This window comes from Kitasatospora sp. NBC_01300 (assembly GCF_041435235.1).
GTDB lineage: Bacteria > Actinomycetota > Actinomycetes > Streptomycetales > Streptomycetaceae > Kitasatospora.
Genome location: NZ_CP108408.1, coordinates 546,566 through 571,973 on the forward strand (window position 1 = coordinate 546,566; position 25,408 = coordinate 571,973).

A 25,408-nucleotide genomic window follows, 5' to 3' on the forward strand; every position below is an offset into this window, starting at 1 on the left:
ATGCCGGAGAACGACGACAAGACACCGCCGCTGACCAGGGACGCGCTGACCCAGGCCGCACTGCGGGTACTGGAACGGGACGGCCTCGACGGGCTGTCGATGCGCAAGGTCGCCGCCGAGGTCGGCGTCAAGGCGGCCTCGCTGTACTGGCACGTCCGCAACAAGCAGGAACTGCTCGACCTGCTCACCGACGCGGTGATGGCCTCGGCCGAACCCCCGCCGCGCGAGGGCGGGTGGCGCGAGCAGTTCCACGCCTACTGCTGGCGCTACCGCCGACTGCTGCTCGACAAGCGCGACGCCGCCAAGGTCGTCTCGGGCCGACTCTCCCCCGGTCCCCACCTGCTCGGCCTGATGGAGGACCAGCTCGACCGGCTCCGCGCGGCCGGCTTCTCCGACGCCGACGCCGCCATGGCCACCTACTTGCTGGGCGCCTTCGTCCAGGGGTTCGTCCTCCAGGAGCAGTCCCCGATCTCGGCCGCCGAAGTCCTCGGCACCAGCCGCCGGGACATCGCCGACGCCACCGGCGACCGCTTCCGCGCCCTGCCCGTCGACACCTTCCCCAACCTCGTCGCTCTGGCCGACGATCTCACCGAACCCGACATGGACACCCGCTTCGAGTTCTGCGTGCAACGCGTCCTCGACGGGCTCGCGACCCTGCTGCCCGCCGAGCAGCGCTGACCCCACCACGGCGGGCCCGGCCGGCCGGTCCCCACCCAGGGCCCGCCGAAAATCCGCAGCCCGGCCTGTGCGCGCCCGCTAGGGTCCGTCCGGCCGCACGTCCACGGAGGAGTTCCGCGATGCCCGAACTGCACCCCCACCACGAGCCCTACGCACAAGGCCTGCTGGACGTCGGAGACGGTCAGCGGATGCACTGGACGCGTCCGGCAACCCGGCGGGCAAACCCGCCGCGATCGTGCACGGCGGGCCCGGCTCCGGCCACCGGCCGGGCACCCGGCGGTACTTCGACCCCGAGCGGTACCACGTGGTCCAGTTCGACCAGCGCGGCTGCGGACAGAGCCTGCCGCACGCCGCCGACCCGACGACCGGGCTGGAGCACAACACCACCGAGCGGCTGATCGCGGACATGGAGCGGCTGCGCGAACACCTCGGCATCGAGAAGTGGCTGCTGTACGGCGGCTCCTGGGGCTCGACGCTGATCCTCGCCTATGCCCAGGCCCACCCCGAGCGGGTCTCCGAGATCGTGCTCTGCGGCGTCACCACGACCCGCCCCGAGGAGACCGACTGGCTCTACCGGGGCGTCGCCCGCTTCCTGCCCGGCCCGTGGGAGGAGTTCCGGAACTTCCTTCCGGCCGCCGACCGCGACGGCGACCTGGTGGCCGCCTACAGCCGGATGCTCAACAGCCAGGACGAGACCGTCCGGCGGGCCGCCGCGAACGCCTGGGCCACCTGGGAGGACGCCGTCATCGCGCACGAGGCGCTGGGCAAGCCGAACGCCTACAGCGACCGCCCCACCGACGCGCTGATGGCGTTCACCCGGATCACCGCGCACTACTTCGCGCACCACGCGTTCCTGGCCGACGGCCAACTGCTGCGCGACGCCGGGCGGCTGGCCGGCATCCCGGGCGAACTGATCCACGGCCGACTGGACCTCGGCTCGCCGCTGGACACCGCGTGGCGGCTGGTGCAGGCCTGGCCGGAGGCCCGACTGACCGTCATCGACGAGTCCGGGCACACCGGGAGTCCGGCGATGACGGAGGCGGTCCTCGCGGCGATCGAGCGGTTCGCCTGACCGGTCCGCCCGGCCGGTCCGCTCGGCCGGTTCGTCCACGGGCGGACGGTTCGGGCGGACAGCCGGTTCGGGCGGACAGCCGGTTCGCGCGAACGGCCTCCGCCTACGATACGAAGCATGATCGCCTATGTCCCAGCAGCCCTGTTCTTCCTGTTGTTCGGAATCGGGGTACTACGCGACCGCCGCCAGTTCAGCAATGCCGTCCTGCTCGGCATCGCCGTCTCCCTGCTCGCCCTCGCCCTGCTCACCGAGCTGCGCAAGGCGCCCACGCTGGTGATGGAACTGGCGGCGGTGGCGATCATCCTGCTGCCTGCCCTCGGCACGGCGGCCCTGGTCTGGTTCCTGATCGCCAACGGCCTGACCATGATCCGCAAGGAGGGCAGACGGCCCGCCAACCTGCTGTCGCTCCTCGCCGGGCTGGGCATCCTCGCCGTCATCGCGCTGCTGCTCGCCGCTCTGGCCACCCGCTCACCCCGGCTGGGCGTCCTGGCCGGCACCGCCGTCCTGGTGGTCGGCTACATCTCCTTCCTGTTCGTCTGCTTCGTCGGTTACGCGTTCCTCTACGGCCGCCACCGGCCGCGCCGGAACGTGGACTTCGTGGTCGTCCTCGGCTCCGGCCTGATCGGCGGCGAGCGCGTCCCGCCGCTACTGGCCAGCCGGCTCGACCGGGGCCGGGAGGTGTACGACAAGCAGGCCGCGCGCGGCAACCCGCCGGTGCTGATCACCTCCGGCGGCCAGGGCCCGGACGAGAAGCTGCCGGAGTCCCACGCGATGGCCGACTACCTGACCGGGCGCGGCTTCCCGGCCGAACACATCGAGCGCGAGGACCGCTCCCGCACCACCGAGGAGAACCTGCTCTTCAGCAAGGCCATCATGGAGCAGGCCAAGCCCGACTACCGCTGTGTCGTGGTCACCAACAACTTCCACGCCTTCCGGGCGGCGCTCACCGCCCGGAAGACCGGCGTCAACGGGCAGGTGTTCGGCTCGCCGACCGCCGCGTACTACTGGCCGAGCGCGACGATCCGCGAGTTCGCCGCCGTCTTCCTCTCCCACAAGCTGGTCAACTTCGGGATCTGCGGCCTCCTCGCGCTCTGCGGGCTGCTCGCGGCCCTCTGACCGGCGGCATCCCCCCCCGGACGCCCCGGCCGGCAGGACCCCGGTGCCGCTCACTACCGGCCCGGGGCCTCCACCGGTTCGGGCACTCCGCTGCGGAGGACCCTGTCGACGCGTGCGACGTCGAGGGCACGCTCCCAGCGGGCGACGACGAGGGTGGCGACGCCGTTCCCGGCGAGGGTGGTCAACGCGCGGCACTCCGACATGAACTTGTCGATTCCGAAGATCAGCATGACGCCGGCCGCAGGTACCGTGCCGACCGTGGAGAGGGTGGCGGCCAGGGCGATGAACCCTGCGCCGGTGACTCCTCCGGATCCCTTGGAGGTGAGGATCATGACGGCGAGGAGGCCGAGTTGCCGGGTGAGGGTGAGCTCGGTGTCGGTGGCCTGCGCGATGTACAGGGTGGCCAGGGAGAGGTAGATGGAGCTGCCGTCGAGGTTGAAGGAGTAGCCCGTCGGTACGGTCAGGCCGACGATGTCGCGGCGTACACCCAGCCCTTCGAGCTTGGCCACCAACCGGGGCAGCGCGCTCTCGGAGGAGGAGGTGCCCAGGACGATCAGGAATTCCTCGCGCAGGTAGCGCAGCAACCGGAACACGTTGACCTTGATCAGGGCCAGCACGCCGCCGAGGACGACGACGACGAAGAAGAGCGAGGTGCCGTAGAAGAGTCCGATGAGCCGCCCCAGGCCCGCGAGGGTGGAGATGCCGTACTTGCCGACGGTGAAGGCCATCGCACCGAAGGCGCCGACGGGTGCGGCCAGCATGATGTAGCGGAGGATCTTGAACACGACCGCACTGAGCCGGTTGACGCCTTCGACGATCGGCGCCCCCACGGCGCCCACGGATTTGAGGGCGACGCCGAAGAGCACCGCGAAGAAGATGACCTGAAGGATGTTGCCGTCGGCGAAGGCCCCCACGACGCTGGACGGCACGAGGCCGGTGAGGAAGTCCCACCAGCTCTGGTGCGCGCCGTCCTTGACGTACCGGGCGGCGTCCCCCGAGAGGTGCAGGTCGCCGGGGTGGACGTGCACTCCGGCGCCGGGCTGGAACAGGTTGACGGCGGCGAGTCCGACGGCGAGGGCGACCAGGGTTCCGACCTGGAAGTAGACGAGGGACTTGAGGCCGACCCTGCCGACACGGCGCAGGCTGTCCACGCCTCCGATGCCGGCCACGATCGTCAGGAAGACGATCGGGGTGATGAGCATCTTGACGGCCGACACGAAGGTGGTGCCGACCGGCTCCAGGGCGATGCCGGTACGCGGCCAGAGCCAACCCGTCAGGACACCGCAGCCGATGGCCGTCAGCACCCAGAAGTACAGCTGCCTGTACCACGGTTCGGACACCGGGGCGCCGGAGGAAGCGATGCTGCCGGGAGGCGCGGTTGCTGTCATGGCGTTTCTCCTCGTCGAGGAACCTGGATGCAGCCGGAGGCGGGAGTGACCTTCCGAGCGCGGAAGCCGGTGACAGCGCGCGGCTCGGCGGCGGACGACCGGGGACGGCCCTACGACCGGGGTAGAACCGGCGCCCCACCGCGGGCGGGCCGGAGCGGCGTCGTCAGCCCGCCGCCCCCGCCCGGCCCGAAACCCCGGCCGGGGGTGTGCCGGTCAGAGCAGTTCGAGGAGTTTCTCCGTGAACTCGGTGGTCGTGGCGCTGCCGCCCAGGTCCGGGGTGCGCTCGTCGGTCGTGGCGAAGACCGCGGCGATGGCGTCGGTGACGTCCCGGGCCGCCTCGGGATGGCCCAGGTGGTCGAGCATCATGGCCGCCGACCAGATCGAGCCGACCGGGTTGGCGACGTTCCGACCGGCGATGTCGGGCGCGGAGCCGTGGACCGGCTCGAACATGGAGGGGAAGTCCCGCTCGGGGTTGAGGTTGGCGGCCGGTGCGATGCCGATGGAGCCCGCCACCGCTGCGGCCAGGTCGCTGAGGATGTCACCGAAGAGGTTGGAGGCGACCACCACGTCGAAGCGGGCCGGTGCGAGGACCAACTTGGCGGCCAGCGCGTCGATGTGCTCCTGGTCCCAGGCGACCTCGGGGTGGGCGGCGCCGCGCTCGGCGACCAGCTCGTCCCAGAAGGGCAGGGTGTGCACGATGCCGTTGGACTTGGTGGCCGAAGTGAGCCTGCCGCCGCGCCGACCAGCCAGCCCGAAGGCGTAGTCGAGGACGCGGGTCACCCCTGCGCGGGTGAACACCGATTCCTGAACGGCCATCTCCTCGGGGAACCCCCGGTTCAGCCGACCGCCGATCTCGCTGTACTCGCCCTCCACGTTCTCGCGCACGACGACGAGCTCCACCTCGCCCGCCACCGCGCCGCGCACCGGGCTCTCGACACCCTCGAACACCCGGACCGGCCGCAGGTTGACGTACTGCCGGAAGCCGCGCCGGATCGGGATCAGCAGCCCCCACAGCGAGACGTGGTCCGGCACACCGGGGTGGCCGACCGCACCGAGCAGGATCGCGTCCTTGTCGCGGAGCTGGTCGAGGCCGTCCACCGGCATCATCGCGCCCTCACGGACGTAGCGCTCGCAGGACCAGTCGTACGAGGTGTAGGAGAAGCCGATGCCGTGGCGGGCACCGACCGCCTCCAGGACCTGCCGGGCGGAGGGCAGGACCTCGGCCCCGATTCCGTCCCCGGGAATCAGGGCGATGTGGTGATGAGTCATGTGCCGATTGCAGCAATCGAGCCACCGCACCGTCCAAGACGCTCTGTCGATCTGCCTGATAAGGCCTCCTTATCAGTGCTTGACGGCATCGAGCGCGCAGGACACGAAGGCGCGCGCAGCCGGGGACTGTTCGGCGCGCCGACCGACGAGCACGATCCGCAAGGTCGTCCTCGGCTCGATGTCCAGGACCAGTGCGCCCGCCTGTTCGGCCGCGGTGCGCCAGGACTCGGTGACCACCGCGAGCCCGACCCCCGCGAGCACGAGAGGGAGGATCGCCACCCGGTGCTCGGTCTCCGCCGCGATGGCGAACCCGATGCCCCGTTCGCGCAGGCCGTCGACGTACGCGCGCATCCCCGTGCCCCGCTGCCCGACGATCAACCGCTGCCCGGCCAGTTCCTCGCACCGGACGGACGTACCCTCGCGGAACGGTCCACCCGGAGGGGTGACCAGGACGAAGCGCTGCTCCCCGACGTCATGGGAGACCACCTCCTTGTCGCTGAGCGGCCCTTCGGTGGCGAGCAGCCCCAACTCGGCGGCTCCGGTGCGCACCATGTCGATGACGTCGCGCGAGGTGAAGGCGGCCCGGATGTTCGCCGACACCCCGGGGTACCGGTGGCTGAACGCCCGGATCATCGTCGTCAACGGCTCGATCGCCTGGGACGGCATCGCCGCGATGTCCAGTCGCCCGTCCCGCAACTCGTGCACGGCCAGCACGCTGGCGCGGGCCAGCTCCAGACTGCGTACGGCGACCCTGGCCGGCTCGATCAGCGCCGTCCCCGCCTCGGTGAGCACCGCCCGGCGGCCGATCCGGTGGAACAGGCTCCCGCCCACGTCCCGTTCCAACGCCTGCACGGCCTGGGACAGCGCGGGCTGCGAGAGGTAGAGGGCTGCGGCGGCCCGGTTGAAACCCCCGTGGTCCACGATCGCGAGGAAGTACTCCAGCTGCCGGATGTCCATGCCCCATCCTCCCCTCACGGCGTGGTGGCACCTCGGGAGCACCCGCGAAGCAGCCGCCCACCCGCCCGGGCCCGCTGAACAGCAGCCGCCCCCGGGCCCCAGCCGCCGTGGCGACCGGGGCCCGGCCGCACCTTCAGCCGAACCTCGGCCCAGGCCTCAGCTCAGGCCACCGGTCAGGCCATCACGTCAGGCCGCCGGGCGGGGCGCCAGGATCGCGCAGGTGGTGGTGGCGTGCGCGTAGAGTTTGCCGTTCTCCACCCCGACCACCCTCGCCTCGGCCGTCGCCATCGTCCGGCCCAGATGCAGCACCAGCCCCTCGCAGCGCAACAGCCCCGAGTCGGCGAACAGCGGGCGCAGCATGTGGACGTTCAACTGCGTGGTGGTGTAGCCGATCCCGGCGGGCAGCCGGCTCAGCACGGCGCAACCGAGCGCCGAGTCGAGCAGGGTGGCGAGGTAGCCGCCGTGCACGGTGTTCATCGGGTTGTAGAGGTGGTCGCCGAGTGCGCCCTCGAACACCGCCGTACCCGGCTTCGCCTCGGTCAGGTGGAACCCCAGAGTGCTGCAGATCGCGGGCTCCTGGATCCGGCCCGCGAGGATCTCGTGCAGGATCTCCTCTCCGCTCAGGTGCGGGAAGGCGGAGATCGGCGGCCCTGCCGTCCAGGTGTGCGTCCTGGTCCGGGGCACCTGGCTCTCCAGGGGCTGCCAGCCTTCAAGTGATTGCCGGTCTTCAAGGAGTTCCTGGCCCTCCGGGGACGTCGCGCCGCCGGGGTCTGCCTCATTCGTCGTCATGGGATCAACCTGCCCTGTTCGCGCACGCCCCTCAAGTGCCTTCCGGCGTACGGCCGGCGCTCGGCCCCCGGCATCCGACCATGGCGGTCCACGCCATGGCGGCGCGGTGGACCTCGGGTGGCCGTCACATGGCACCAGGGCGCGGGGCGCGCCACGCTGCACGGCAACCGCCCCCACTCCTCCCCCACCCAGGAGCCCCCATGCCCCTCCGTCCTGCCGCCGCCGCGCTGCTGACGGCCGCCGCGCTCACGATCGGCACCGCCGCACCCGCACCCGTGCCCACTCCGACTGCGGCTCCGGCCACGGCCGACACCGTGAGCGGGACCTTCCAGCAGGTCACCGGATTCGGCGCCAATCCGGGAAACCTCGCGATGTACTCCTACACCCCCGCCGGACTGCCGAGTGGCGCGCCGCTGGTGGTCGCACTGCACGGCTGCCTGCAGACCGCCAACGACTACTACCGCAACTCCGGTTGGACGACCTTCGCCGACCGGTACGGCTTCGCGGTCGTCTTCCCGCAGACCAGCAGTGCCAACAACAGCCTCTCCTGCTTCAGCTGGTTCGACGCGACCAAGGACTCCCGGGGCGTCGGCGAGGCCGAGTCGGTGGTCGAGATGGTCACCAAGGCCAAGGCCCTGTACGGCTCGGACGACCGGCGGGTGTTCGTCACCGGGCTGTCGGCCGGCGGCGGCATGGCCTCCGACCTGCTGGCCGACTACCCGGACGTGTTCGCCGGCGGGGCGATCGACTCCGGCCTCCCGGCCCAGTGCGCGACCACCCAGGGCGCCGCCTCCGGCTGCCAGAACTCCGACCAGGGGCTCACCCCGGCCCAGTGGGGCGACAAGGTCCGGGCCGCGTACCCGGGCTACACCGGGCCCTGGCCCCGGGTGGCGATCTGGCAGGGCAGCGCGGACACCGTGGTCAGGCCGGTGAACGCGACGGAGCTGCGCGACCAGTGGACCGACGTCCAGGGTGTCGGCCAGAACCCGACCAGCACCCGGAGCCTGCCGGGCGGCACCACCGAGGAGGTCTACGCCGACGCGGGCGGGCGGCCCGCCGTGGCGCTGTTCACCATCGCCGGGATGGGCCACGGCCTGGCCGTCAACCCCGGCTCCGCAGCCGACCAGTGCGGGGCCACCGGCAGCTACTTCCTCAACACGATCTGCTCCAGCTACTACACCGCGCAGTTCTGGGGCCTCGACGGCGGCACGGGGCCCACCAACCCCGGTCTGCCCGCCCCGACCGGGCTGACCGCGACGCCGACGGGCCAGGGCTCGATCGCCCTCGCCTGGCAGGCCGTCAGCGGGGCCGCCTCCTACCAGGTCTACCGGAACGGCGCGATGGCGGGCAGTGCCACCGGCCCGTCCTTCACCGACACCGGGCTCGCCCCCGGCACGTCGTACGGCTACACCGTGGCGGCGGTCGACCCGTCGGGCGCCGTGGGCACCCGATCGGCGGCGGTGACGGCGACCACCGGCGGCGGCGCCGCGCAGTGCTTCACCGACAGCAACTACAACCAGGTCCGGGCCGGGCGGGCCACCCAGAGCGGCGGCCTGACCTACGCGCTCGGCTCGGGCCAGAGCATGGGCCTCTGGAACACCTTCGTGACCCACACCCTGAAGCAGACCGGCCCGGGCTACTTCGTGCTCGCCGACGGCCAGTGCTGAGCGGGCGAAACCCGACCTCCGGCTCATCCGTCCCCCTCTCCTTGGCACAGCCCCGCCCCTCCTGAGCGCAGCCCGGCGAACAGGTCGGTCTCGGGCCCCTTCCCCTCGCCCTCGCCCTCGCCCTCGCCCTCGCCCGGCACCAGGCTCCGGGCGAGGTGGTAGTCCTCCGTCGGCCAGACCTCGCGCTCGATGTCCCGCGGGTGGGCCATGAACGCGACCCCGGGCTCCATCTGGGTGGCGTGCGCCAGCAGTGCCGCGTCCCGTACGGCGAACTGCTCGGCGCACGCGATCCGGGTGGTGGTGGCGAGGGCGGGCGGGGTGTCCGGCCAGTCCGCGAGCAGTGCGCCCATGTCCGAGGGGACGCCCCGCTCCGTCATCGCGTCGTGCAGGGTCTGGAACCAGGCTCTGGAGAGCGCCAGGTGATAGTAGAGCTTCGCCGCCTGCCAGGGTTCCCCCGCCTCGGGGTGGCGGCCCGGGTCGGCGGCGGCCTCGAAGGCCTCGACCGTGACCTGGTGGGTCATCACGTGGTCGGGGTGCGGATACCCCCCGGTCTCGTCGTAGGTGACCACCACGTGCGGACGGAACTCCCGGATCAGGGCGACCAGCGGCGCCGCGGCGGCCGCCACGGGCTGCGCGGCGAAGCAGCCCGCCGGCAGCGGTTCGTCCGGGCCCGGCATCCCCGAGTCCACGAAGCCGAGGAACTGCTGGCGCACGCCGAGGATGCCCCGGGCGACCGCCATCTCCTCGCTCCGGATCCGGGCGAGATCCGCCCGGACCTCGGGGCGGTCCATCGCCGGGTTGAGCACCGAGCCGCGCTCGCCGCCGGTACAGGTGACGACCAGGACGTCCACCCCCTCGGCCGCGTACCGCGCGAGGGTGGCAGCGCCCTTGCTGGACTCGTCGTCGGGGTGGGCGTGGACGCTGAGCAGGCGGAGCCGCCCGGCGTGCTGGGTGAACACGGCGCCTCCGTACGTGGCCGATGTGGTCATGCGCCCTCCCCTTGTCGTCCGTCCGGCGGCCACTCCGACCGCCCGGAAGAAACTTAGGACAGACCCAATGATTAGGTCAAGCCTAATTTCTGTGTCCGACCCAGCGAACTGCGCTACGCTGCCCCCATGACGGAACCCACGCCGGAAACCGTGACGGAACCCGTGACCGAACCCACGCCGGGGCCCACGCCGGGGCCCGGGGCCGCCCCGACCCTGCGCGAGCTCAACAAGCGCCGCACCCGCGAGGCGATCTCGCACGCCGCGACCAGGCTCTTCATCGACCAGGGCTTCGACCGCACCACCATCGCCGAGGTCGCGACGGCCGCCGGGGTCGCCAAGATGACCGTCACCAACCACTTCCCGCGCAAGGAGGACCTCCTCCTCGACCTGCACGAGGAGATCGTCGGCCGGCTCGCCAGGGCGGTCGCCGAGCGTGCGCCCGGCGAGTCCGCCCTCGCCGCGCTGCGCCGCGACTGCCTGGCCGGCCTCGACCGGCACGACCCACGGCTCGGCTTCTCCGGCCCGGCGTTCGCCCGCACCGTCGCCGACAGCCCCGCCCTGGTCGCCCGGATCCGCGAGCTGCACGAACAGAGCGAGGCCGCCCTGGCCGAAGCCCTGGCCGAGGCCACCCACCCCGCGACGACCGGCACTCCACCCGACGCATCACCCGAAACGCCGGTCAGCACAGCGGCCGGCCCGCCGGTCGACTTCGAGAGCCGGGTGGCCGCCGGGCTGCTCGCCGCCGTCGACCGCACGGTGTTCACCGAAGTGTTCCGCCGGTTGCTGGCCGGCGACGAGGCCGCCGCCATCACGGCGGCGGTGCGCCCCTCGGCCGTCCGGGCCTTCGACCGACTGGAGGGCGCCCTGGGCACCTTCGCCGTCCGGCCGGGCCCCTGACCTGCGGCGCGAGGCGCCCGCCCATGGACAGCCCTTGACGAAAGGTTGACCTGCTCACGGCAGAAGGTTGACGACCGCCGCCCCTATCGTCGGCCCATGCCCTCACAGCCCATCAGGCCCACCACCCTGCCGGTCCTGCCCTACCGCAAGCCCACCCGAGGCCGGGACTACTGGGTCCTGGACAACGTCCTCCCCGACCCGGACGCCGTCCGCGAGCGCTGTCTGGCCCGCGGCGACTGGACCGAAGGCTACCCGTACCGCCCCGAGACCTGGCCCGGCCTGCGCACCATGCCCGGCCTGGAGCCCGACGAGCTGGCCCGGGTGGAGGCCCTGGTCCGCAAGGCCACCGGCGCTTCCCGGCTCTGGGTGCAGAGCACCCCGGGCGGCGGCACGCTCAACCACAACTGCGTCCAGGTCGTCGGCGCCGGGGAGTCGGAGTCCCGCCCGCACACCGACTCCCGCGCGCTGTGCCGCTACGCCGCCGTGCTCTACCTCAGCCCGGGCGCGCCGAAGGACGCCGGCACCAGCTTCTACCGCCAGCAGTTCCCCGGCGGACGCCTCGGCGGGAACCTCGTCAACGCGCCGCACAACAACCTGGTCGAGGCGCTCGGCACCCGCCACGTGCCCGCCGACCACTTCACCGAGGACGTCCGCGTCCCCAACCGCTACAACCAACTGCTCCTCTACCACGCCAACCTCATGCACAGCGCGACCTCCTACTACGGCGCCGAGCTGCCGGAACGTCGGATGACGGCCGTCTTCTTCTGGATGGCCTGACGGGCCGACAGCACGCCCTGCCGCCGGACGCGGCCGCCGCGCGCGCTCCCCGGAACCGCCGAGGACTCACCGCCCCCTTGACCTGAGCCCACCCGCACCCGCGAAAGTGGCAGGGGCGGGCCGCGCCATGGCGGCCGCAGCGGAGAGGGGACCACCCGTGAACGCACCCTGCCTCATCCTCGACATCGGCGGCGTCCTGGAGTACACGCCGAGGACGGGCTGGCCGGAGCGCTGGGAGCGCCGGTTGGAGCTGCCGCCGCACGCGATCGACGAGCGGCTGCGGGACGTCTGGCAGGCCGGCGCGATCGGCGGCATCACCGAACCGGAGGTGCGCGAACAGGTCGCCGCCCGGTTGCACCTGGGCCCGGCCCAGGTCGAGGCCTTCATGGCCGACCTCTGGGAGGAGTACCTGGGCACGCCGAACGAGGAGCTCATCGCCCACGTGCGCGGACTGCGCGGACGGGCCCGGCTCGGCATCCTCAGCAACAGCTTCGTCGGCGCCCGCGAACGCGAGGTCCCGCTCTACCGGTTCGACGAGCTGGTGGAACACATCGTCTACTCGCACGAGATCGGGACCGGCAAGCCCGACCCGCGTGCCTACGAGATCACCTGCGCCGCCCTGGGCGTCAGCCCGGCCGACTGCCTCTTCGTCGACGACCACGCGCCCAACGTCGAAGCCGCCCGGGCCGTGGGCATGCAGGCCCACCTGTTCGAGGACAACGCACCCGCCATCGCCCGCATCGCCCGTCACCTCGACGGCGGCAACGGCGACGCCCTTTGACGGGCTGAGCACCCGCTCCGCACGTGGAGGGCATCACGGGCACACCGGCCGCTCCCACCGCGCCCGGCCCGGCGTCCGCCATGGCGCCGCCACGACCGAGGGTCCGGAGACCACCACCACGCGCGGCCCCGCGCCGATTGGCGACCGCGATGTCCGGGGACGCTGGCCGCATGGACCAGGACGCCCTGCCGCCGACCGAGACGATCCGCCCCGACTGGGCCGGGATCGACCAGCTGCCGACCACCGACCTGCTCCGCCTGATGAACGCCGAGGACCGCGCCGTCCCCGCCGCGGTGGCCGGGGAGTTGGTCCGGATCGCCGCCGCGGTGGACGCCACGGCGGCACGGATGGCGGCCGGCGGGCGGCTGGTCTACGCCGGGGCGGGGTCCGCCGGGCGGCTCGGGGTGCTGGACGCCGCCGAGTGCCCGCCGACCTTCGGCACCGATCCGGGCCTGGTGGTGGGCCTGATCGCGGGGGGCGGGACCGCCGTGACCGGCGCCGTCGAGGGCGCCGAGGACCGCCCGGAGCTGGCGGCGGCCGACCTGGCCGCGCTCCGGCTCACCCCGGCCGACACCGTGGTGGGCGTCTCCGCCTCCGGCCGCACGCCGTACACGGTGGCGGCCGTCCGGACCGCACGGGCGGCCGGGGCGCTGACGGTCGCGCTGGCGTGCAACCGGGGCTCGGCGCTGGTCGCGGCGGCCGACCTGGGGATCGAGGTGGAGGTCGGCCCGGAGGTACTGGCGGGCTCGACCAGGCTGAAGGCGGGCACGGCGCAGAAGCTGGTGCTCAACATGCTGTCGACGGCCGTCATGGTCCGGCTCGGCCGGACGTACGGCAATCTGATGGTCGACGTCCGGGCCACCAACGCCAAGCTCCGCGCACGGGCCCACCGGATCGTCACGGAGGCCACCGGCGCCGACGAGGCGGCGGTCCACCGCGCGCTCGCCGCCACCGGGGGCCGGGCCAAGGACGCGATCCTGGTCCTGCTCGCGGACGTGGACGCGCCGACCGCCGCCCGGCAGCTCGCCGCCTCCGGCGGGCGGCTGCGCGAGGCGCTGCACGCCCACCGTCGCTAGGCCCTGTCCGGCCGATCCTGCCGGGCCCGCCTGCCCGACGACCTGCCCACATCAAGGGTGACCCTGCCGGTCACGCGAGCCCATCCGTCCCGAGGGCCTCGCGCGCGATCTCGGCCCGGAAGCCCTCGATCAGGACGCGCAGCCCGTACTCGAAGTCGGCGTCGTGGTCGGTCATGCGCAGCACGTCGGCCGCCTCGCGCAGCAGCGGGAGGTCGCGCAGGGCCTCGTCCGGGAAGGGCGGCCGGGCGCGGTCGGCGGCGTCCTGCCGCCAGGCCTGTTCCTCGGTGACCCAGCCCATGATGTAGCGGTCGATGGTGAGCAGCAGCCGCAGCGCGGTGCGGGGTCGCAGGCCGGCCTGCCGGAGGGCGTCCAACTGGGCTTCGACGGCGGGCAGTTCGTCCTCGGTGGGCAGCGTTCCGGCGTGCACCCGGGCGCCGTCGCGGTAGGCGAGCAGGGCGTGGCGCTTGGCGCGGGCGTCGGCGGCGAGCCAGTCCGGCCAGTGCTCCGGATCCGGGCTGCGGTCGACCGGGAGGGCCTCGGCGAGCATCGCCTCGGCCATCAGGTCGAGCAGTTCCCGCTTGTTCTTGAAGTGCCAGTACAACGCGGGTGACTGGACGCCGAGTTCGCGGGCCAGCCGCCGGGTGGTCAGGCCGTCGATGCCCTCCTCGTCGAGTACGCGCAGCGCGGTGCGCACCACCTCGTCGCGTTGCAGCGCCACCGCCGGCCACCTCTCCGTTATCCGCTTGCCCACTCCACCTTATCGCCGCTAAGTTCCGAGCTGGAATTTATCAGCGATAAGGAGAGCCGTCGCGATCGACGGCCCGAAGGGACCATCACCCCATGACCTCAGGAACGGACCGCCCCAGGTCCCGACTGCTGCCGAACACCGCGCCCTGGCGGTCCTCCCGCGACTTCCGCCTCACCTGGACGGCCGGCACCGTCACCCTGCTCGGCTCCGTCCTCACCATGACGGCGATCCCGCTCCAGATCGCCGACCTCACCGGTTCACCACTGGCCGTGGGCGCGGTCGGCGCCGTCGAACTCCTGCCGACCGTCGTGTTCGGCCTCTACGGCGGCGTCCTCGCCGACCGTGCCGACCGCCGAACCGTCGCCCTGGTCACCGAACTCGCACTCGCCGCACTGAGCGCCCTGCTGCTCGCCAACGCGCTGCTCGGCACCCCCGCGCTCTGGCCGCTGTACGCGGCCGCCGGGCTGGCAGCGGCACTGCAGGGCCTTCAGCAGCCCTCGGCGGAGGCGATGATCCCCCGGCTGGTGCCGCCCGACCAGCTGGTCGCGGCGGGCAACCTGCTCTCGCTGCGCTGGAGCATCGCCGGACTGGCCGGCCCGGCCGCCGCCGGGGTGCTGATCGCCACGGCCGGCGTCCCGGCCGCCTACCTGGTCGACCTCGGCACCTTCCTGGTCTCGATCGCCCTGCTCACCCGGGTCCGGCCCGTCCCCTCGCAGCGGGACGCCGAGGCACCGCGGCTGCGGGAGTTCGTCGACGGCGCCCGGTACGCGGCCCGCCGCCCCGACCTTCTGGGCACCTACCTGGCGGATCTCGCGGCCACCGTCTGCGCCCTGCCGACCGCACTGTTCCCCTTCCTCGCCCAGGAGTTGGACGCGGTGTGGGCACTCGGCCTGCTCTACTCGGCCGCTGCGGCGGGCGGCCTGCTCGCGGCCGCCACCGGCGGCTGGACCGAGCGGGTGCACCGGCACGGCCGGCTGGTGCTGCTCTGCGCCGCCCTCGTCGGCGCGGCGACGGCCACGGCCTCGATCGCCCCCGGCCTGTGGGCCGTCCTGCTCTGCCTGCTCGTCGCGGGCGGCGCCAACCAGATCGGCGACACCTTCCGCAGCGCGATCTGGAACCAGTCCATTCCGGACGAACTTCGGGGCCGCGCCGCCGGCCTGGAGATGCTGATCGGCTCCGCCGGCCCCGCCCTCGGGGACCTGCGGGCCGGCGGCCTCGCCGCCCGGCAGGGCATCCGCGTCGCGCTGCGCACCGGCGGCCTGCTCTGCCTGGCCGGCACCGCCGCCCTGTCGGCCGCGCTTCCGGCGCTCTGGCGCTACGACCAGCGCGACCAGCTGAACCACCCCGACCAGCCTGCCCAGCCCGGCCAACCCGGCCAACCTGCCCAGCCCGGCCAACCCGACCAACCCGCCCGGCCCGACCAGCAGTCCACGCCATGACCGCCCGCCCCGACAGCGGCGGACCGGGGCCCCGCCCCTCAGCCCCGGGCGGGCACCGTGGCGTGCCGGGCGATCAACGCGCCGAGCCGGCCCGGGTCGCCGGTGCCGCGCTTGGGCAGCAGGGTCAGCACGTGCGTCTGCTCGTCCCCGCCCAGCAGGACGAAGAGTTCGGGCGTCTCCAGGTAGTACGGAAGCTCCCGCCAGGCGAGTTCGGTGCTGGACACCGCATTGGTGACGGTCACCCCGGCCTCGCCGAGGACGATCCGGAACTCGCCCTTGTCCGCCGCCATCCGCCGCACCTGACGCAGTTGCAGCCAGGGCAGTCCGACCACCAGCAGCAGCGCGACCGCGAGCATCACCAGGGCCGGCGGGCCCACCGTCCGGTCGGCGACCGAGGTCAGCACCGCACCGGACGCGGCGCACGAGGCGATCAGGTACCTCGACCGCCGGGCCCGTCGACCCGCCGCCGTGCCCCGGGCCCGGGCCGCGAAGGCCGCCCGGAAGTCCGCGGTCGTCGGCGTGTAGCGGACCTCGACCGACTCCTCCACCTGCTTGCCACGCTCCACCCGAACCCCCTCCGACGCCTCTGCCGCCGGATGCTAGCAAAGACCGTCCGCACCCGATCCATCGCCCTCTCCCCCTCCTCGCGGTGACGCGATTCCGCCGCTCCCGGGCGGGCCTCGTTGACCTCGCGCCGCACCCGGCGGTTGGCTCACCACGAGCCGGCCGCCGGGGAGTTCGACGCGGACCGGCCGTACCCAGGGGAGGGACCGGATGACCCGCACACGTTCCGCACCACGCCTGCTCCGCGCGGCCGGCGCGCTGGCGGCGGCCGCGCTCGCCGCCGCCGCCGCAGTGGCGACGCCCGCCCGGGCGGACGCGCCGCACGGCCGCACCGAACGGGTGTCCGTCGGGCTCGGCCAGGCGCAGCCCGACGGCGCCTCGTACGCCGCCGGTCTGAGCGCCGACGGCCGCTTCGCCGTCTTCACCTCGAAGGCCGCCAACCTGGTTCCCGGCGACACCAACGGCAAGTCGGACGTCTTCGTCCGGGACCTGCGGACCGGCCGGACCGAACGCGTCAACACCGGCGCGAACGGCGCCCAGGCGGCCGACGACTCCTTCGACGCCACGATCAGCGGCGACGGCCGCTACGTGGCGTTCAGCTCCTACGCCACCAACCTCGTCCCCGGCGGGAACCTCGGCTTCGAGGACGTCTACGTCCACGACCGCCGGACGGGGACCACCGAGCTGGTGTCCACCGGCCACGACCCGGCCAAGCCACAGGCCGGCCGGCAGTCCGGCCACCCGTCGATCAGCCGGGACGGCCGGTACGTCGCCTACCAGTCCAACCGCTCCGACCTGGCCCCCGACACGGTCACCTGGACGGGCGGCAACATCTACGTCACCGACCGCTCGACGGGCGCGACCCGCCTGGTCAGCGTCGGCGCGGACGGCACCGAGGCGAACGCCTCCTCCGCCGAGCCGGTGATCAGCGGGGACGGCGGCTCGGTCGGCTTCATCTCCAAGGCCACCAACATCATCGGCCAGGACAAGCCCGGCGCCCTCGCCGCGAAGGCCGCCGCCGAGCTCGACGGCGTCTCCGACGAGGAGTTCGTCCGCGACTCCTTCCGGCACGACGACCAGCCGACGATCCTCAAGCCCCGCTTCTACCCCCTCTACGTCCGCGACCTCCGCGACGAGCAGAGCGTCCTGGTGAGCACGGACGGGGCGGGCGGCTACCGCGGGGCGGCCTCCCCGGCGCTCAGCCAGGACGGCCGCTACGCCGTCTACTCGGCGCTGCTCCAGGACGGCAACGGCCCCCGGGGGCACCACTTCGAGGTGTACGTCCGCGACCTGGAGGAGGACACCGAGACCCTGGTCAGCACCGGGCTCCCGGGGACGAAGACCTCCGGCGACTCCTTCCACGCGCAGCTCACCGCCGACGCCCGCTGGGTCTACTTCGACTCCGACGCGGCGAACCTGGTGCCCGGGGACACCAACAACGCCGGGGACGTCTTCCGGCGCGACCTGTGGACCGGCCGCACCGAGCGGGTCAGCGTGGCGACGGACGCCGCGCAGACCGCCGGCTCCTCGGAGCGGCCGTTCGTCGACGCCCTCGGCACCACGGTGCTGTTCACCTCCGAGGACGGCACGCTCGTCCCGGGCGACACCAACCAGGCCCCTGACGTCTTCCTCCGCCGCCTGCCGCTGCTCTGACCCGGAGCCGACCGGGCCCGGCCGTGCTCACCTCGCCGACAGCAGGAAACCCAACTGCGAGACCGCCGACCACAGTTCGTCCGCCGACCGGGCCTAGCCGACCACCGCGCCGGCCACCGCGCCGACGAACACCTCGGGCGCGCCCACCGCGCCCGGGGTCGGCCGGCGGGCTGCCGGGCCCACCCACGCGCCCCTCAGAGCGTGAGCGCCCGCGCCGACGCCCGGATCGGCGCCGGGAGTTCGGTGCCGCCGCGCAGATGGCGGTCCACCGCCGCGGCCGCCGCCCGCCCCTCGGCGATCGCCCACACGATCAGTGACTGCCCGCGCCCGGCGTCCCCGGCGACGAAGACGCCCGGCGCGCCACCGGCGAAGTCGTCGTCCCGGGCCAGGGCGCCGTCCGGGCCGGTGGTGAGGCCGAGTTGGGCGATCAGCCCCTGGTCCGGCTCCGGGCCGCTGAAGCCCAGCGCGAGCAGCACCAGCTCCGCCGGGACGCTCCGCTCGGTGCCGGTCCGGGGGCTGCGGTCGGCCGGCTCGGCCTCGGCGAAGCGGACGGCGGCCAGCCGGCCGTCCGGTCCTGCCTCGAAGCCGACCGTGGTCGCCGCGAACACCCGGGGACCGGCCGCCGCGGCCCCCGACTCCTCGTGCGAGGTGGTCTCCCGGTACACCTTCGGGTGGACGGGCCAGGGCTGCCCCGGCGCCCGGCACACCGGCGGACACGGGTTGATGTCGAGCTGGGTGACGGAGGCCGCGCCCTGGCGCAGCGCCGTCCCCAGGCAGTCGGCCGCGGTGTCCCCGCCGCCGACGATCACCACGTGCCGGCCCTCGGCGGACACCGGCGGGGCCGCGCGGTCGCCCTCGTCGACCCGGTTCGCCCAGGTCAGGTAGTCGATCGCCTGGTGCACGCCGGGCAGGGCGCACCCCGGCACCGCCAGCTCCCGGCAGGCGGTCGCACCGACCGCCACCACCAGCGCGTCGCACCCGGCCCGCAGTTCCCCGGCCGCGAGGTCCCGGCCGACGAACACCCCGGTGCGGAAGTCCGTGCCCTCGGCCCGCATCTGGTCGAGCCGCCGGTCCAGCCGGTGCTTCTCCAGCCGGAACGGCGGGATCCCGTAGCGCAGCAGCCCGCCGAGGCGGTCGGCCCGCTCGTACACCGTGGTGGCGTACCCGGCCCGGGTCAGCTGTTGCGCGGCGGCCAGGCCCGCCGGGCCCGAGCCGACCACGGCCACCCGCCACCCGGCGCTCCGCTCGGGCGGCTGCGGCAGGTCCCAGCCCTCTTCCCAGGCCCGGTCGGTGATCGCCAGCTCGACGTTCTTGATCGTCACCGCCGCGCCGTCGATCGCCAGCACGCACGCGCTCTCGCAGGGTGCCGGGCAGAGCCGTCCGGTGAACTCGGGGAAGTTGTTGGTCGCCAGCAGCCGGGCGGCGGCGGCCCGCCAGTCCGCGTCCGCCACCAGCCGGTTCCACTCCGGCACCAGGTTTCCCAGCGGGCAGGCGTGGTGGCAGAACGGCAGCCCGCAGTCCATGCACCGGCCCGCCTGCCCGCCCACCACCGGCAGCAGCGCCCGCGGCCGGTACACCTCCCGGGAGTCCCCCAGTCGCTCCTGCGCGTCCCGCCGCTCGCGCTCGGCGCGCGGGGTGGTGAGGAAGGCCATCCGGTCTGCCATCGCGGCCTCCGGCGGGGTGTGCCGACAAGGACCCGGTGGCACCCCCGGCGGACACGCCACCGTGTGGCCACCGTACGCCCCTCCCCGGCGCCGCGAAAGCCGCGGCCTGCCACGGCCACCGGCCGGGCCCGGGCACCCGGACCCGCGGGCCCGCGGACCCGCCGGACACCGCCGTGGGCGCGCCGGGGAGAATCGGGGCCATGACCCACACCGTGCTGATCGCCGAGGACGACCGGGCCATCCGCGACTCCCTCACCCGCGCCCTCCAGCTGGAGGGCTACCGGGTGAGCACCGCCGCGGACGGCGCGCAGACCCTGGCCGCCCTCACGGAGCAGCGCCCCGACCTGCTGGTGCTGGACGTGATGATGCCCGGCCCGGACGGCCTGGAGGTCTGCCGCCGCCTGCGCGCCGACGGCGACCGCACCCCGGTCCTGATGCTCACCGCCCGGGTCGAGGTCCCGGACCGGATCGCCGGGCTCGACGCCGGGGCCGACGACTACCTGGTCAAGCCCTTCGACGTGGACGAGCTGTTCGCCCGCCTGCGCGCCCTGCTGCGCCGCAACCCGCCCGAGCCCGCCGGGGGCGTCCTCGCGGTGGCCGACCTGCGGGTCGAGCCGCACGCCCGGCGGGCCTGGCGGGCCGGGCAGGAGCTGGAGCTCTCCCGGACCGAGTTCGACCTGCTGGAGCTGCTGACCCGGCACGCGGGCTCGGTGCTCGACCAGGCCACGGTGTACGAGCGGATCTGGGGCTACGACTTCGGCCCCGGCTCGAAGAACCTCGCGGTGTTCATCGGCTACCTGCGCCGCAAGCTGGACCGGCCCGGTCTGACACCGCTGATCCACACCGTCCGCGGCGTCGGCTACACGCTGCGCGAGTCGTGACCGGCCGGGGCCGGTCGCGGCTGCTGTGGCCGCGCCCGGGGCTGCGCACCACCGTCTCGCTCGCCTTCGCCGCGATGGCCGCCCTGGTCGCGGTGCTGATCGGCGCGCTCGGCTACCGCTCCGCCGCCCGGCTGATCCGGGACGACGAGGGCGCCGACTTCACCGCGGCCGTCCAGGCGGTGCACCAGCAGGTCGGCCGGGAGATGCTGTTCCCCGGCGACTTCAACGGCACGGGCGGCCTGAGCGAGGACCTGCTGCGCCCGATCCGGGTCACCTCGCAGTCCCTCGGCCCCGACGGGGAGGTGCTGCCCGGCACCGCCCGGATCGACCTCCGGCCGACCCCGGAGGACCGCTCCCTCGCCCGCTCCGACGACCCCGGCCAGACCTCGTCCGGGCTTCGGAACGTGCACGGCGACACCTACCGGGTGGCCGTGGTCTCGCTCGGCGGCGGCCGGGGCGCGGTTCAGATCGCCCAGCAACTGGGCCCCACCGAGCACCTGCTGGCGACGCTGCGGATCCGTACCGGGGTGTCGGTGGCGGTGGTCGCGGTGCTCGCGGGCGGGGCCGGCTGGCTGCTCGCCCGGCGGATCACCGGCCGGCTGGTCCGGCTCACCGACGCGGCCGAACTGGTCGCCGCCAGCGGACGGTTGGACGTGCCGGTGCCGGCCGCCGGAACGGACGAGGTCGGCCGGCTCGGCCGGGCCTTCGACCGGATGCTGGGCCGGCTCGCCACGGCCAAGGAGAACCAGCGCCGGCTCGTCCAGGACGCCGGGCACGAGCTGCGCACCCCGCTGACCAGCCTGCGCACCAACCTCTCGGTCCTGCCCAGCCTGGACCGCCTGCCGCCCGCCGAACAGGCCGCACTGATGGCCGATCTGGCCGAGGAGGCAAGGGAGTTGACGCTGCTGGTGGAGGAGCTGGTGGCACTCGCCGCGGACCGGAAGGCCGACGAGGAGCCGACCGAGCTGGTGCTGGCCGAGCTGGTGCGCGAGGCCGCCGCGCAGGCCCGGCGGCGCAGCGGCCGGGAGATCACCGTGGACGCCGACGACACGGTGGTCACGGCCCGCCCGGACGCGCTGGCCCGGGCGGTGGGCAACCTGCTGGACAACGCCGCCAAGTTCGACCCGGCCGGGACGGCCCCGATCGAGGTGGTGGTGCGCGGCCGCCGGGTCGAGGTGCGCGACGGCGGGCCGGGGATCGACGAGGCCGACCTCTCCCGGGTCTTCGACCGCTTCTACCGGGCCACCGCCGCGCGCAGCCTGCCCGGTTCGGGGCTGGGCCTGGCCATCGTGCACGAGGTGGCCGGCTCGCACGGCGGCGAGGCCTTCGCCGCCAACCGGGACGGCGGCGGCGCGGTGATCGGCTTCACCCTCGGCCCGTAGGGCGCGCCTTCGAACTCCCGTCCGCGCAACGCCGCCGGGCCCCGGGCGCGCGGCAGCGCCCGGGGCCCGGCGTCACGTCGGCCGCCGCGAGGCCGCCCGCCAGACCGCTATGAGACCGCCGTCAGACCGCCGCGAGCAGCCCGCGCCCGAGCCAGTCGGCGTTGTCCTTCACGCCCGGCAGGACGAAGAAGTACCCGCCGCCGGTCGGCGATATGTAGTCGACCAGCGGCTCGTCGATGAGCCGGGTCTGGGTGGCCTCGAACTGCCGCACCACGTCCTGCTGGTAGCAGCAGAACACCAGGCCCATGTCCAGGTTGCCGGCCTGGTCGACGCCCCGGTCGTAGTTGAAGCCGCGGCGCAGGAGGCGCGAGGTGTCGGTGTCGGCGGTGCGCGGGTTGGCGAGCCGGATGTGCGCCTTGAGCGGGATCGCCTTGCCCTCCGGGTCCTTGCCGTAGTCCGGCGCGTCGGTCTCCTGGCGGCCGTCCAGCGGCGCGCCGGTGTCGCGGCGGCGGCCGAACATCTTCTCCTGCTCGGCGAGGGTGACGCGGTCCCAGAACTCGATCAGCATCCGGATGATCCGGATCACCTGGTAGCTGCCGCCGGTCGCCCAGGCGGGCTCGCCCAGCCCGTCGGTGACCCAGATCAGCCGGTCCATCTCGCGGGCGGAGGTGGTGTCGGGGTTGACGATGCCGTCCTTGAAGCCGAGCAGGTTGCGCTGCGCGCCGTCCGGGCGGGACTCGTTCTGGAAGCCGTCGATCCGCCAGAGGATCTGCATCGCGCCGCGGGTGTGCCGGGTGATGTCGCGCAGCGCGTGCAGGACGGTGTCCTGGCGGTCGGCGCAGATCTGCAGCGAGAGGTCGCCGTGGAGTTCGGCGGCCCGCAGGTTGTCGTTGGGGAAGGTCCTCATCGGGGCCAGCTTGGTCGGCTTGGCCTTGGCCAGCCCGTACCGGTCGTCGAACAGCGAGGCGCCGACGCCGACCGTGACGGTCAGGTTGTCGGTGGGCACGGTGGGGCCGAGGATGCCGCTGTCGGCGGGCGGAGCGCCGACGCCGAGGTCGGGCGGGGTGCCGCCGGCGGCGAGGAAGCGGATCCGCTCGGTCAGGGTCTTGAGGAGGTCCTCCAGGCCCTTGCGGTCCTGGGCTATCACCTGGCAGGACACGAAGGCGGCGTAGCCGGGGGCCGGGGTGGTGACGCCGGCCTGGTGGTCGCCGTGGAACGGGACGGCCCCGCTCTTCGCCTGGCGGCTGTCCCCGGCGGAGGCCGGGCCGGCGGCCAGGGTGAACGCCCCGCCCGCCAGGACGGCCGCTCCGGCGCCGGCGCCGAGGGCGGTCCGGACGAAGCTGCGGCGGGCCGGGCCGGCCGGGCAGCCGCCCTCGGCGACGGCCGGGGCGGGCGCGGCTGCGTGCGGGAACGGGCAGGAGCCTCCGGTGGCAGCGGTGTGGTCGGTCATCAGGCGGCCTTCCGGATCTCGAGCAGGGCGGGGATGGGGGCGAGGTCTTCGAGCAGTTGGCCGGTGGCGCCGTTGAGCTGGCGGCGGGCGTCGGCGGGGAGCTGCTCCAGTGCGGTCCAGCCCTCGGGCTTGTGGGCGGCGGCGACCAGGTCGCCGACCCGCTTCATCCCGGCGTCGACGCGGGGGAGCAGCTGCGGGTCGCGCTCGTCGAGCAGAGGCTGCAGGACGGTCAGCAGTTCCCGGGTGCCGGCCAGGTTGGCCTGGGTGGTGGCCAGGTTGGTGCCGCTGCCCTGGTCGGTGTCGCCGGTGAGCTCGAACTGGAGGGTGTTCTCCAGGATCTCGTGGGCGCGCAGCGGGAGGTCTCCGGGGTCGAAGTCCTGGCCGGGGAAGTCCTGCCCGAGCTTGGCGACGTCGGCGGTCAGCTGGTCGGCGACGGGCGTCAGGTCGGCGGCGGACTGGCCGTGCCACAGGCCGTACTCCAGGCGCAGGAAACCGGTGAAGTCCTTGTCCTGGGCCTTGTCGGCGAGCCCGTCGGGCCGACCGTTGATCTTGCCGTCGAGGTCGGCGAAGGTGCCATAGGCGGCGCCGAGCGAGGCGTACTGGAGGTGGGCGGTGAGCCAGTCGGCCCTGGCGGTGGCGAGGTCGCCGCCGTGGATGTCGGCCTGGAGCTTCTGGGTCTGCGTCAGCAGGGTCGCGAGGCCCTTGTTGACGTAGTCCTTGTAGGCGTCGAGCGGGCCCTTGAGGTCGTCCTCGGCGACCGGCTTGACGGCCTTGACCTGGCCGCCGCCGGTGACGTGCACGGCGGCCGAGGTGACGGACGTGCCGCCGGTGGGCACGCAGCGCCAGGCGTAGTCGCCGGAGCCGATGGTCGCGGTCAGCGCGCGGGTGGTGCCGGGGGCCAGGCCCTCGATCTCGCCGTAGACGGCGCCGCTGGCCGGGTTGACCAGGTAGACCTCGGAGACCTTGTCCCCGGTGTTGTGCATCTGGAACACCTGCTGGCCGGGCAGCGGGGTGCTGAAGCCCTTGCCGCACTCCTGCTCGGAGACGGACACGGTGGCGGAGCTGCTCTGCTTGCCGTCGCTGACCGCGATCACGGCCCCGGCGACCACCACCGGCACCGCGACCAGCGCGGTCGGCACGGCCCAGCGCGGCCGCCCGGACCGCACCGGCCCGGCGGCCCCCGCCTTCTCGCCCTGCGCCGTCTCGCCCTGCGCAGCCTCGCCCTGCGCCGTCTTCCCGGCGGCCGGAGCGGTCCTGCCGCCGCGGACGCCCTCGACGAACAGCGTCATCACGATGCACAGGTAGGCGAGGTAGCCGACGACCTGGAGGACCGTCATGGTGACGGTCAGGTTGAGGGTGCCCTGCACCAGCGTGGCGTACCAGGAGGAGGCGTCCAGGTGGCCGCTCAGGTCGAAGGCGTACGAGCTGCCGCCGCCGACCAGCCCGGACTCCTGCAGGTCGCGCAGGCCGTAGCCGAGCACGCCCGCCGCGACCACGATCAGGCCGGCGCCGGTGATGGTGAAGAACCGGGTGAGGTTCATCTTCAGCGCCCGCCGGTACAGGCCCCAGCAGAGGCCGGCCGAGAGCACCAGGCCGACGGCCGCGCCGAGCAGCGGCCCGGTGGACTCCCCGGCGGTGCGCACGTTGGTCCACAGGAAGAGCGAGGTCTCCAGGCCTTCGCGGCCGACGGCCAGGAAGCTGGTGAGCACCAGCGCGCCGGCGCCCATCGCCAGCGAGGCCTGGACCTTCTCCTTCAGCTCGGCGGAGAGGGTGCGCGCCGAGCGGCGCATCCAGAACACCATCGCGGTGACGAAGCCGACCGCGATCAGGCTCAGCACCCCGCCGAACGCCTCCTGGGCGTGGCCGGAGAGGTTGGCGGCGGTGAAGGTGAGCACCGCGCCGAAGCTGAGGCTGAGCGCGATCGCCGCCGCGACGCCGGTCCACACCTGCGGCAACCGGGCCTTGTGTCCGAAGCGGACGAGCGTGGCGACCAGGATCGACACGATCAGTCCGGCTTCCAGACCTTCGCGCAGCCCGATCAGAAAGCTGGGAAACGCCTCATCCCACATGCAGCGGGCTCCTCCCCCGGTCACCCCGGGTCGTACCTGAACTCGGCGGCCCGCCGCGGGTGGCGGCGGCGCGGCACAGCCGAACGCCCCGGACACGAGGGC

General features: G+C 73.7%; 21 protein-coding genes and 1 pseudogene. 12 read left to right on the forward strand and 10 right to left on the reverse strand.

Features of this window, described 5'->3' with window-relative positions; genetic code table 11:
- The 3 genes and pseudogenes from OG556_RS02415 (at window position 1) to OG556_RS02425 (ending at window position 2,866) form a co-directional block, all read left to right on the forward strand.
- The gene (locus OG556_RS02415; protein ID WP_371515610.1) at window positions 1–678 is read left to right on the forward strand and encodes a TetR/AcrR family transcriptional regulator C-terminal domain-containing protein; all 678 of its coding nucleotides are present in this window, start codon (window positions 1–3) and stop codon (window positions 676–678) included.
- Between the two features lie 119 nt (window positions 679–797).
- Window positions 798–1,750, forward strand: a pseudogene (pip, locus tag OG556_RS02420) (prolyl aminopeptidase).
- Window positions 1,751–1,867: 117 nt separating this feature from the next.
- The gene (locus tag OG556_RS02425) at window positions 1,868–2,866 is read left to right on the forward strand and encodes a YdcF family protein (RefSeq protein WP_371515611.1); all 999 of its coding nucleotides are present in this window, start codon (window positions 1,868–1,870) and stop codon (window positions 2,864–2,866) included.
- Window positions 2,867–2,919: 53 nt separating this feature from the next.
- On the opposite strand, the gene dctA is transcribed toward OG556_RS02425, so the two are convergent.
- The 4 genes from dctA to OG556_RS02445 form a co-directional block, all read right to left on the reverse strand.
- The gene (gene dctA / locus OG556_RS02430) at window positions 2,920–4,254 is read right to left on the reverse strand and encodes a C4-dicarboxylate transporter DctA (protein ID WP_371515612.1); all 1,335 of its coding nucleotides are present in this window, start codon (window positions 4,252–4,254) and stop codon (window positions 2,920–2,922) included.
- Between the two features lie 213 nt (window positions 4,255–4,467).
- A complete protein-coding gene (locus OG556_RS02435; protein ID WP_371515613.1) occupies window positions 4,468–5,523 on the reverse strand; it encodes a tartrate dehydrogenase in 1,056 nt (351 codons plus the stop codon).
- A 72-nt stretch (window positions 5,524–5,595) separates the two neighbouring features.
- Complete coding sequence (locus tag OG556_RS02440; protein ID WP_371515614.1) at window positions 5,596–6,480, reverse strand: LysR family transcriptional regulator; 885 nt, start codon at window positions 6,478–6,480, stop codon at window positions 5,596–5,598.
- Between the two features lie 186 nt (window positions 6,481–6,666).
- Window positions 6,667–7,269 (reverse strand): PaaI family thioesterase, encoded by a 603-nt coding sequence (locus OG556_RS02445; protein WP_371515615.1) that lies wholly within the window; start codon window positions 7,267–7,269, stop codon window positions 6,667–6,669.
- A 200-nt stretch (window positions 7,270–7,469) separates the two neighbouring features.
- Between OG556_RS02445 and OG556_RS02450 the strand changes: the two genes are divergently transcribed.
- A complete protein-coding gene (locus tag OG556_RS02450) occupies window positions 7,470–8,936 on the forward strand; it encodes a PHB depolymerase family esterase (RefSeq protein ID WP_371515616.1) in 1,467 nt (488 codons plus the stop codon).
- A gap of 23 nt (window positions 8,937–8,959) precedes the next feature.
- Here the strand turns inward: OG556_RS02450 and mca are convergent, their stop codons facing one another.
- Window positions 8,960–9,925 (reverse strand): mycothiol conjugate amidase Mca, encoded by a 966-nt coding sequence (mca, locus tag OG556_RS02455; protein WP_371515617.1) that lies wholly within the window; start codon window positions 9,923–9,925, stop codon window positions 8,960–8,962.
- A gap of 126 nt (window positions 9,926–10,051) precedes the next feature.
- Here mca and OG556_RS02460 point away from each other — a divergent pair, with 126 nt between their 5' ends.
- From OG556_RS02460 to murQ, 4 genes are all read left to right on the forward strand, one after another.
- Window positions 10,052–10,822 carry a TetR/AcrR family transcriptional regulator gene (locus tag OG556_RS02460; RefSeq protein WP_371515618.1) on the forward strand — a complete coding sequence of 257 codons (771 nt, stop codon included), beginning with the start codon at window positions 10,052–10,054 and terminating at the stop codon, window positions 10,820–10,822.
- 96 nt (window positions 10,823–10,918) lie between these two features.
- The gene (locus tag OG556_RS02465; RefSeq protein ID WP_371515619.1) at window positions 10,919–11,599 is read left to right on the forward strand and encodes a DUF6445 family protein; all 681 of its coding nucleotides are present in this window, start codon (window positions 10,919–10,921) and stop codon (window positions 11,597–11,599) included.
- Window positions 11,600–11,756: 157 nt separating this feature from the next.
- On the forward strand, window positions 11,757–12,380 hold the full coding sequence (locus tag OG556_RS02470) for an HAD family hydrolase (RefSeq protein ID WP_371515620.1): 624 nt from the start codon (window positions 11,757–11,759) through the stop codon (window positions 12,378–12,380).
- Between the two features lie 170 nt (window positions 12,381–12,550).
- Window positions 12,551–13,456: an N-acetylmuramic acid 6-phosphate etherase gene (murQ, locus tag OG556_RS02475; RefSeq protein ID WP_371515621.1), complete on the forward strand. Its 906-nt coding sequence runs from the start codon at window positions 12,551–12,553 to the stop codon at window positions 13,454–13,456.
- A 70-nt stretch (window positions 13,457–13,526) separates the two neighbouring features.
- On the opposite strand, the gene OG556_RS02480 is transcribed toward murQ, so the two are convergent.
- Window positions 13,527–14,174 carry a TetR/AcrR family transcriptional regulator C-terminal domain-containing protein gene (locus OG556_RS02480; RefSeq protein ID WP_371515622.1) on the reverse strand — a complete coding sequence of 216 codons (648 nt, stop codon included), beginning with the start codon at window positions 14,172–14,174 and terminating at the stop codon, window positions 13,527–13,529.
- 122 nt (window positions 14,175–14,296) lie between these two features.
- Between OG556_RS02480 and OG556_RS02485 the strand changes: the two genes are divergently transcribed.
- Window positions 14,297–15,643 carry an MFS transporter gene (locus OG556_RS02485; protein ID WP_371515623.1) on the forward strand — a complete coding sequence of 449 codons (1,347 nt, stop codon included), beginning with the start codon at window positions 14,297–14,299 and terminating at the stop codon, window positions 15,641–15,643.
- 38 nt (window positions 15,644–15,681) lie between these two features.
- Here the strand turns inward: OG556_RS02485 and OG556_RS02490 are convergent, their stop codons facing one another.
- Window positions 15,682–16,209, reverse strand: coding sequence for a YcxB family protein (locus OG556_RS02490; RefSeq protein ID WP_371515624.1), 528 nt, complete (start codon window positions 16,207–16,209; stop codon window positions 15,682–15,684).
- Between the two features lie 208 nt (window positions 16,210–16,417).
- On the opposite strand from OG556_RS02490, the gene OG556_RS02495 reads away from it, so the two are divergent.
- Window positions 16,418–17,860: a hypothetical protein gene (locus tag OG556_RS02495; protein ID WP_371515625.1), complete on the forward strand. Its 1,443-nt coding sequence runs from the start codon at window positions 16,418–16,420 to the stop codon at window positions 17,858–17,860.
- A gap of 194 nt (window positions 17,861–18,054) precedes the next feature.
- On the opposite strand, the gene OG556_RS02500 is transcribed toward OG556_RS02495, so the two are convergent.
- Window positions 18,055–19,524, reverse strand: a complete 1,470-nt coding sequence (locus tag OG556_RS02500) for a glutamate synthase subunit beta (RefSeq protein WP_371515626.1) — start codon at window positions 19,522–19,524, stop codon at window positions 18,055–18,057.
- 200 nt (window positions 19,525–19,724) lie between these two features.
- On the opposite strand from OG556_RS02500, the gene OG556_RS02505 reads away from it, so the two are divergent.
- Window positions 19,725–20,405: a response regulator transcription factor gene (locus OG556_RS02505; RefSeq protein WP_363621862.1), complete on the forward strand. Its 681-nt coding sequence runs from the start codon at window positions 19,725–19,727 to the stop codon at window positions 20,403–20,405.
- Window positions 20,402–21,787, forward strand: a complete 1,386-nt coding sequence (locus OG556_RS02510; protein ID WP_371515627.1) for an ATP-binding protein — start codon at window positions 20,402–20,404, stop codon at window positions 21,785–21,787. Before OG556_RS02505 ends, OG556_RS02510 begins: the two co-directional genes overlap by 4 nt.
- A gap of 121 nt (window positions 21,788–21,908) precedes the next feature.
- On the opposite strand, the gene efeB is transcribed toward OG556_RS02510, so the two are convergent.
- The gene (gene efeB / locus OG556_RS02515; RefSeq protein WP_371515628.1) at window positions 21,909–23,237 is read right to left on the reverse strand and encodes an iron uptake transporter deferrochelatase/peroxidase subunit; all 1,329 of its coding nucleotides are present in this window, start codon (window positions 23,235–23,237) and stop codon (window positions 21,909–21,911) included.
- The gene (gene efeU, locus OG556_RS02520; RefSeq protein ID WP_371515629.1) at window positions 23,237–25,306 is read right to left on the reverse strand and encodes an iron uptake transporter permease EfeU; all 2,070 of its coding nucleotides are present in this window, start codon (window positions 25,304–25,306) and stop codon (window positions 23,237–23,239) included. Before efeU ends, efeB begins: the two co-directional genes overlap by 1 nt.
- Between the last annotated feature and the right edge of the window lie 102 nt (window positions 25,307–25,408).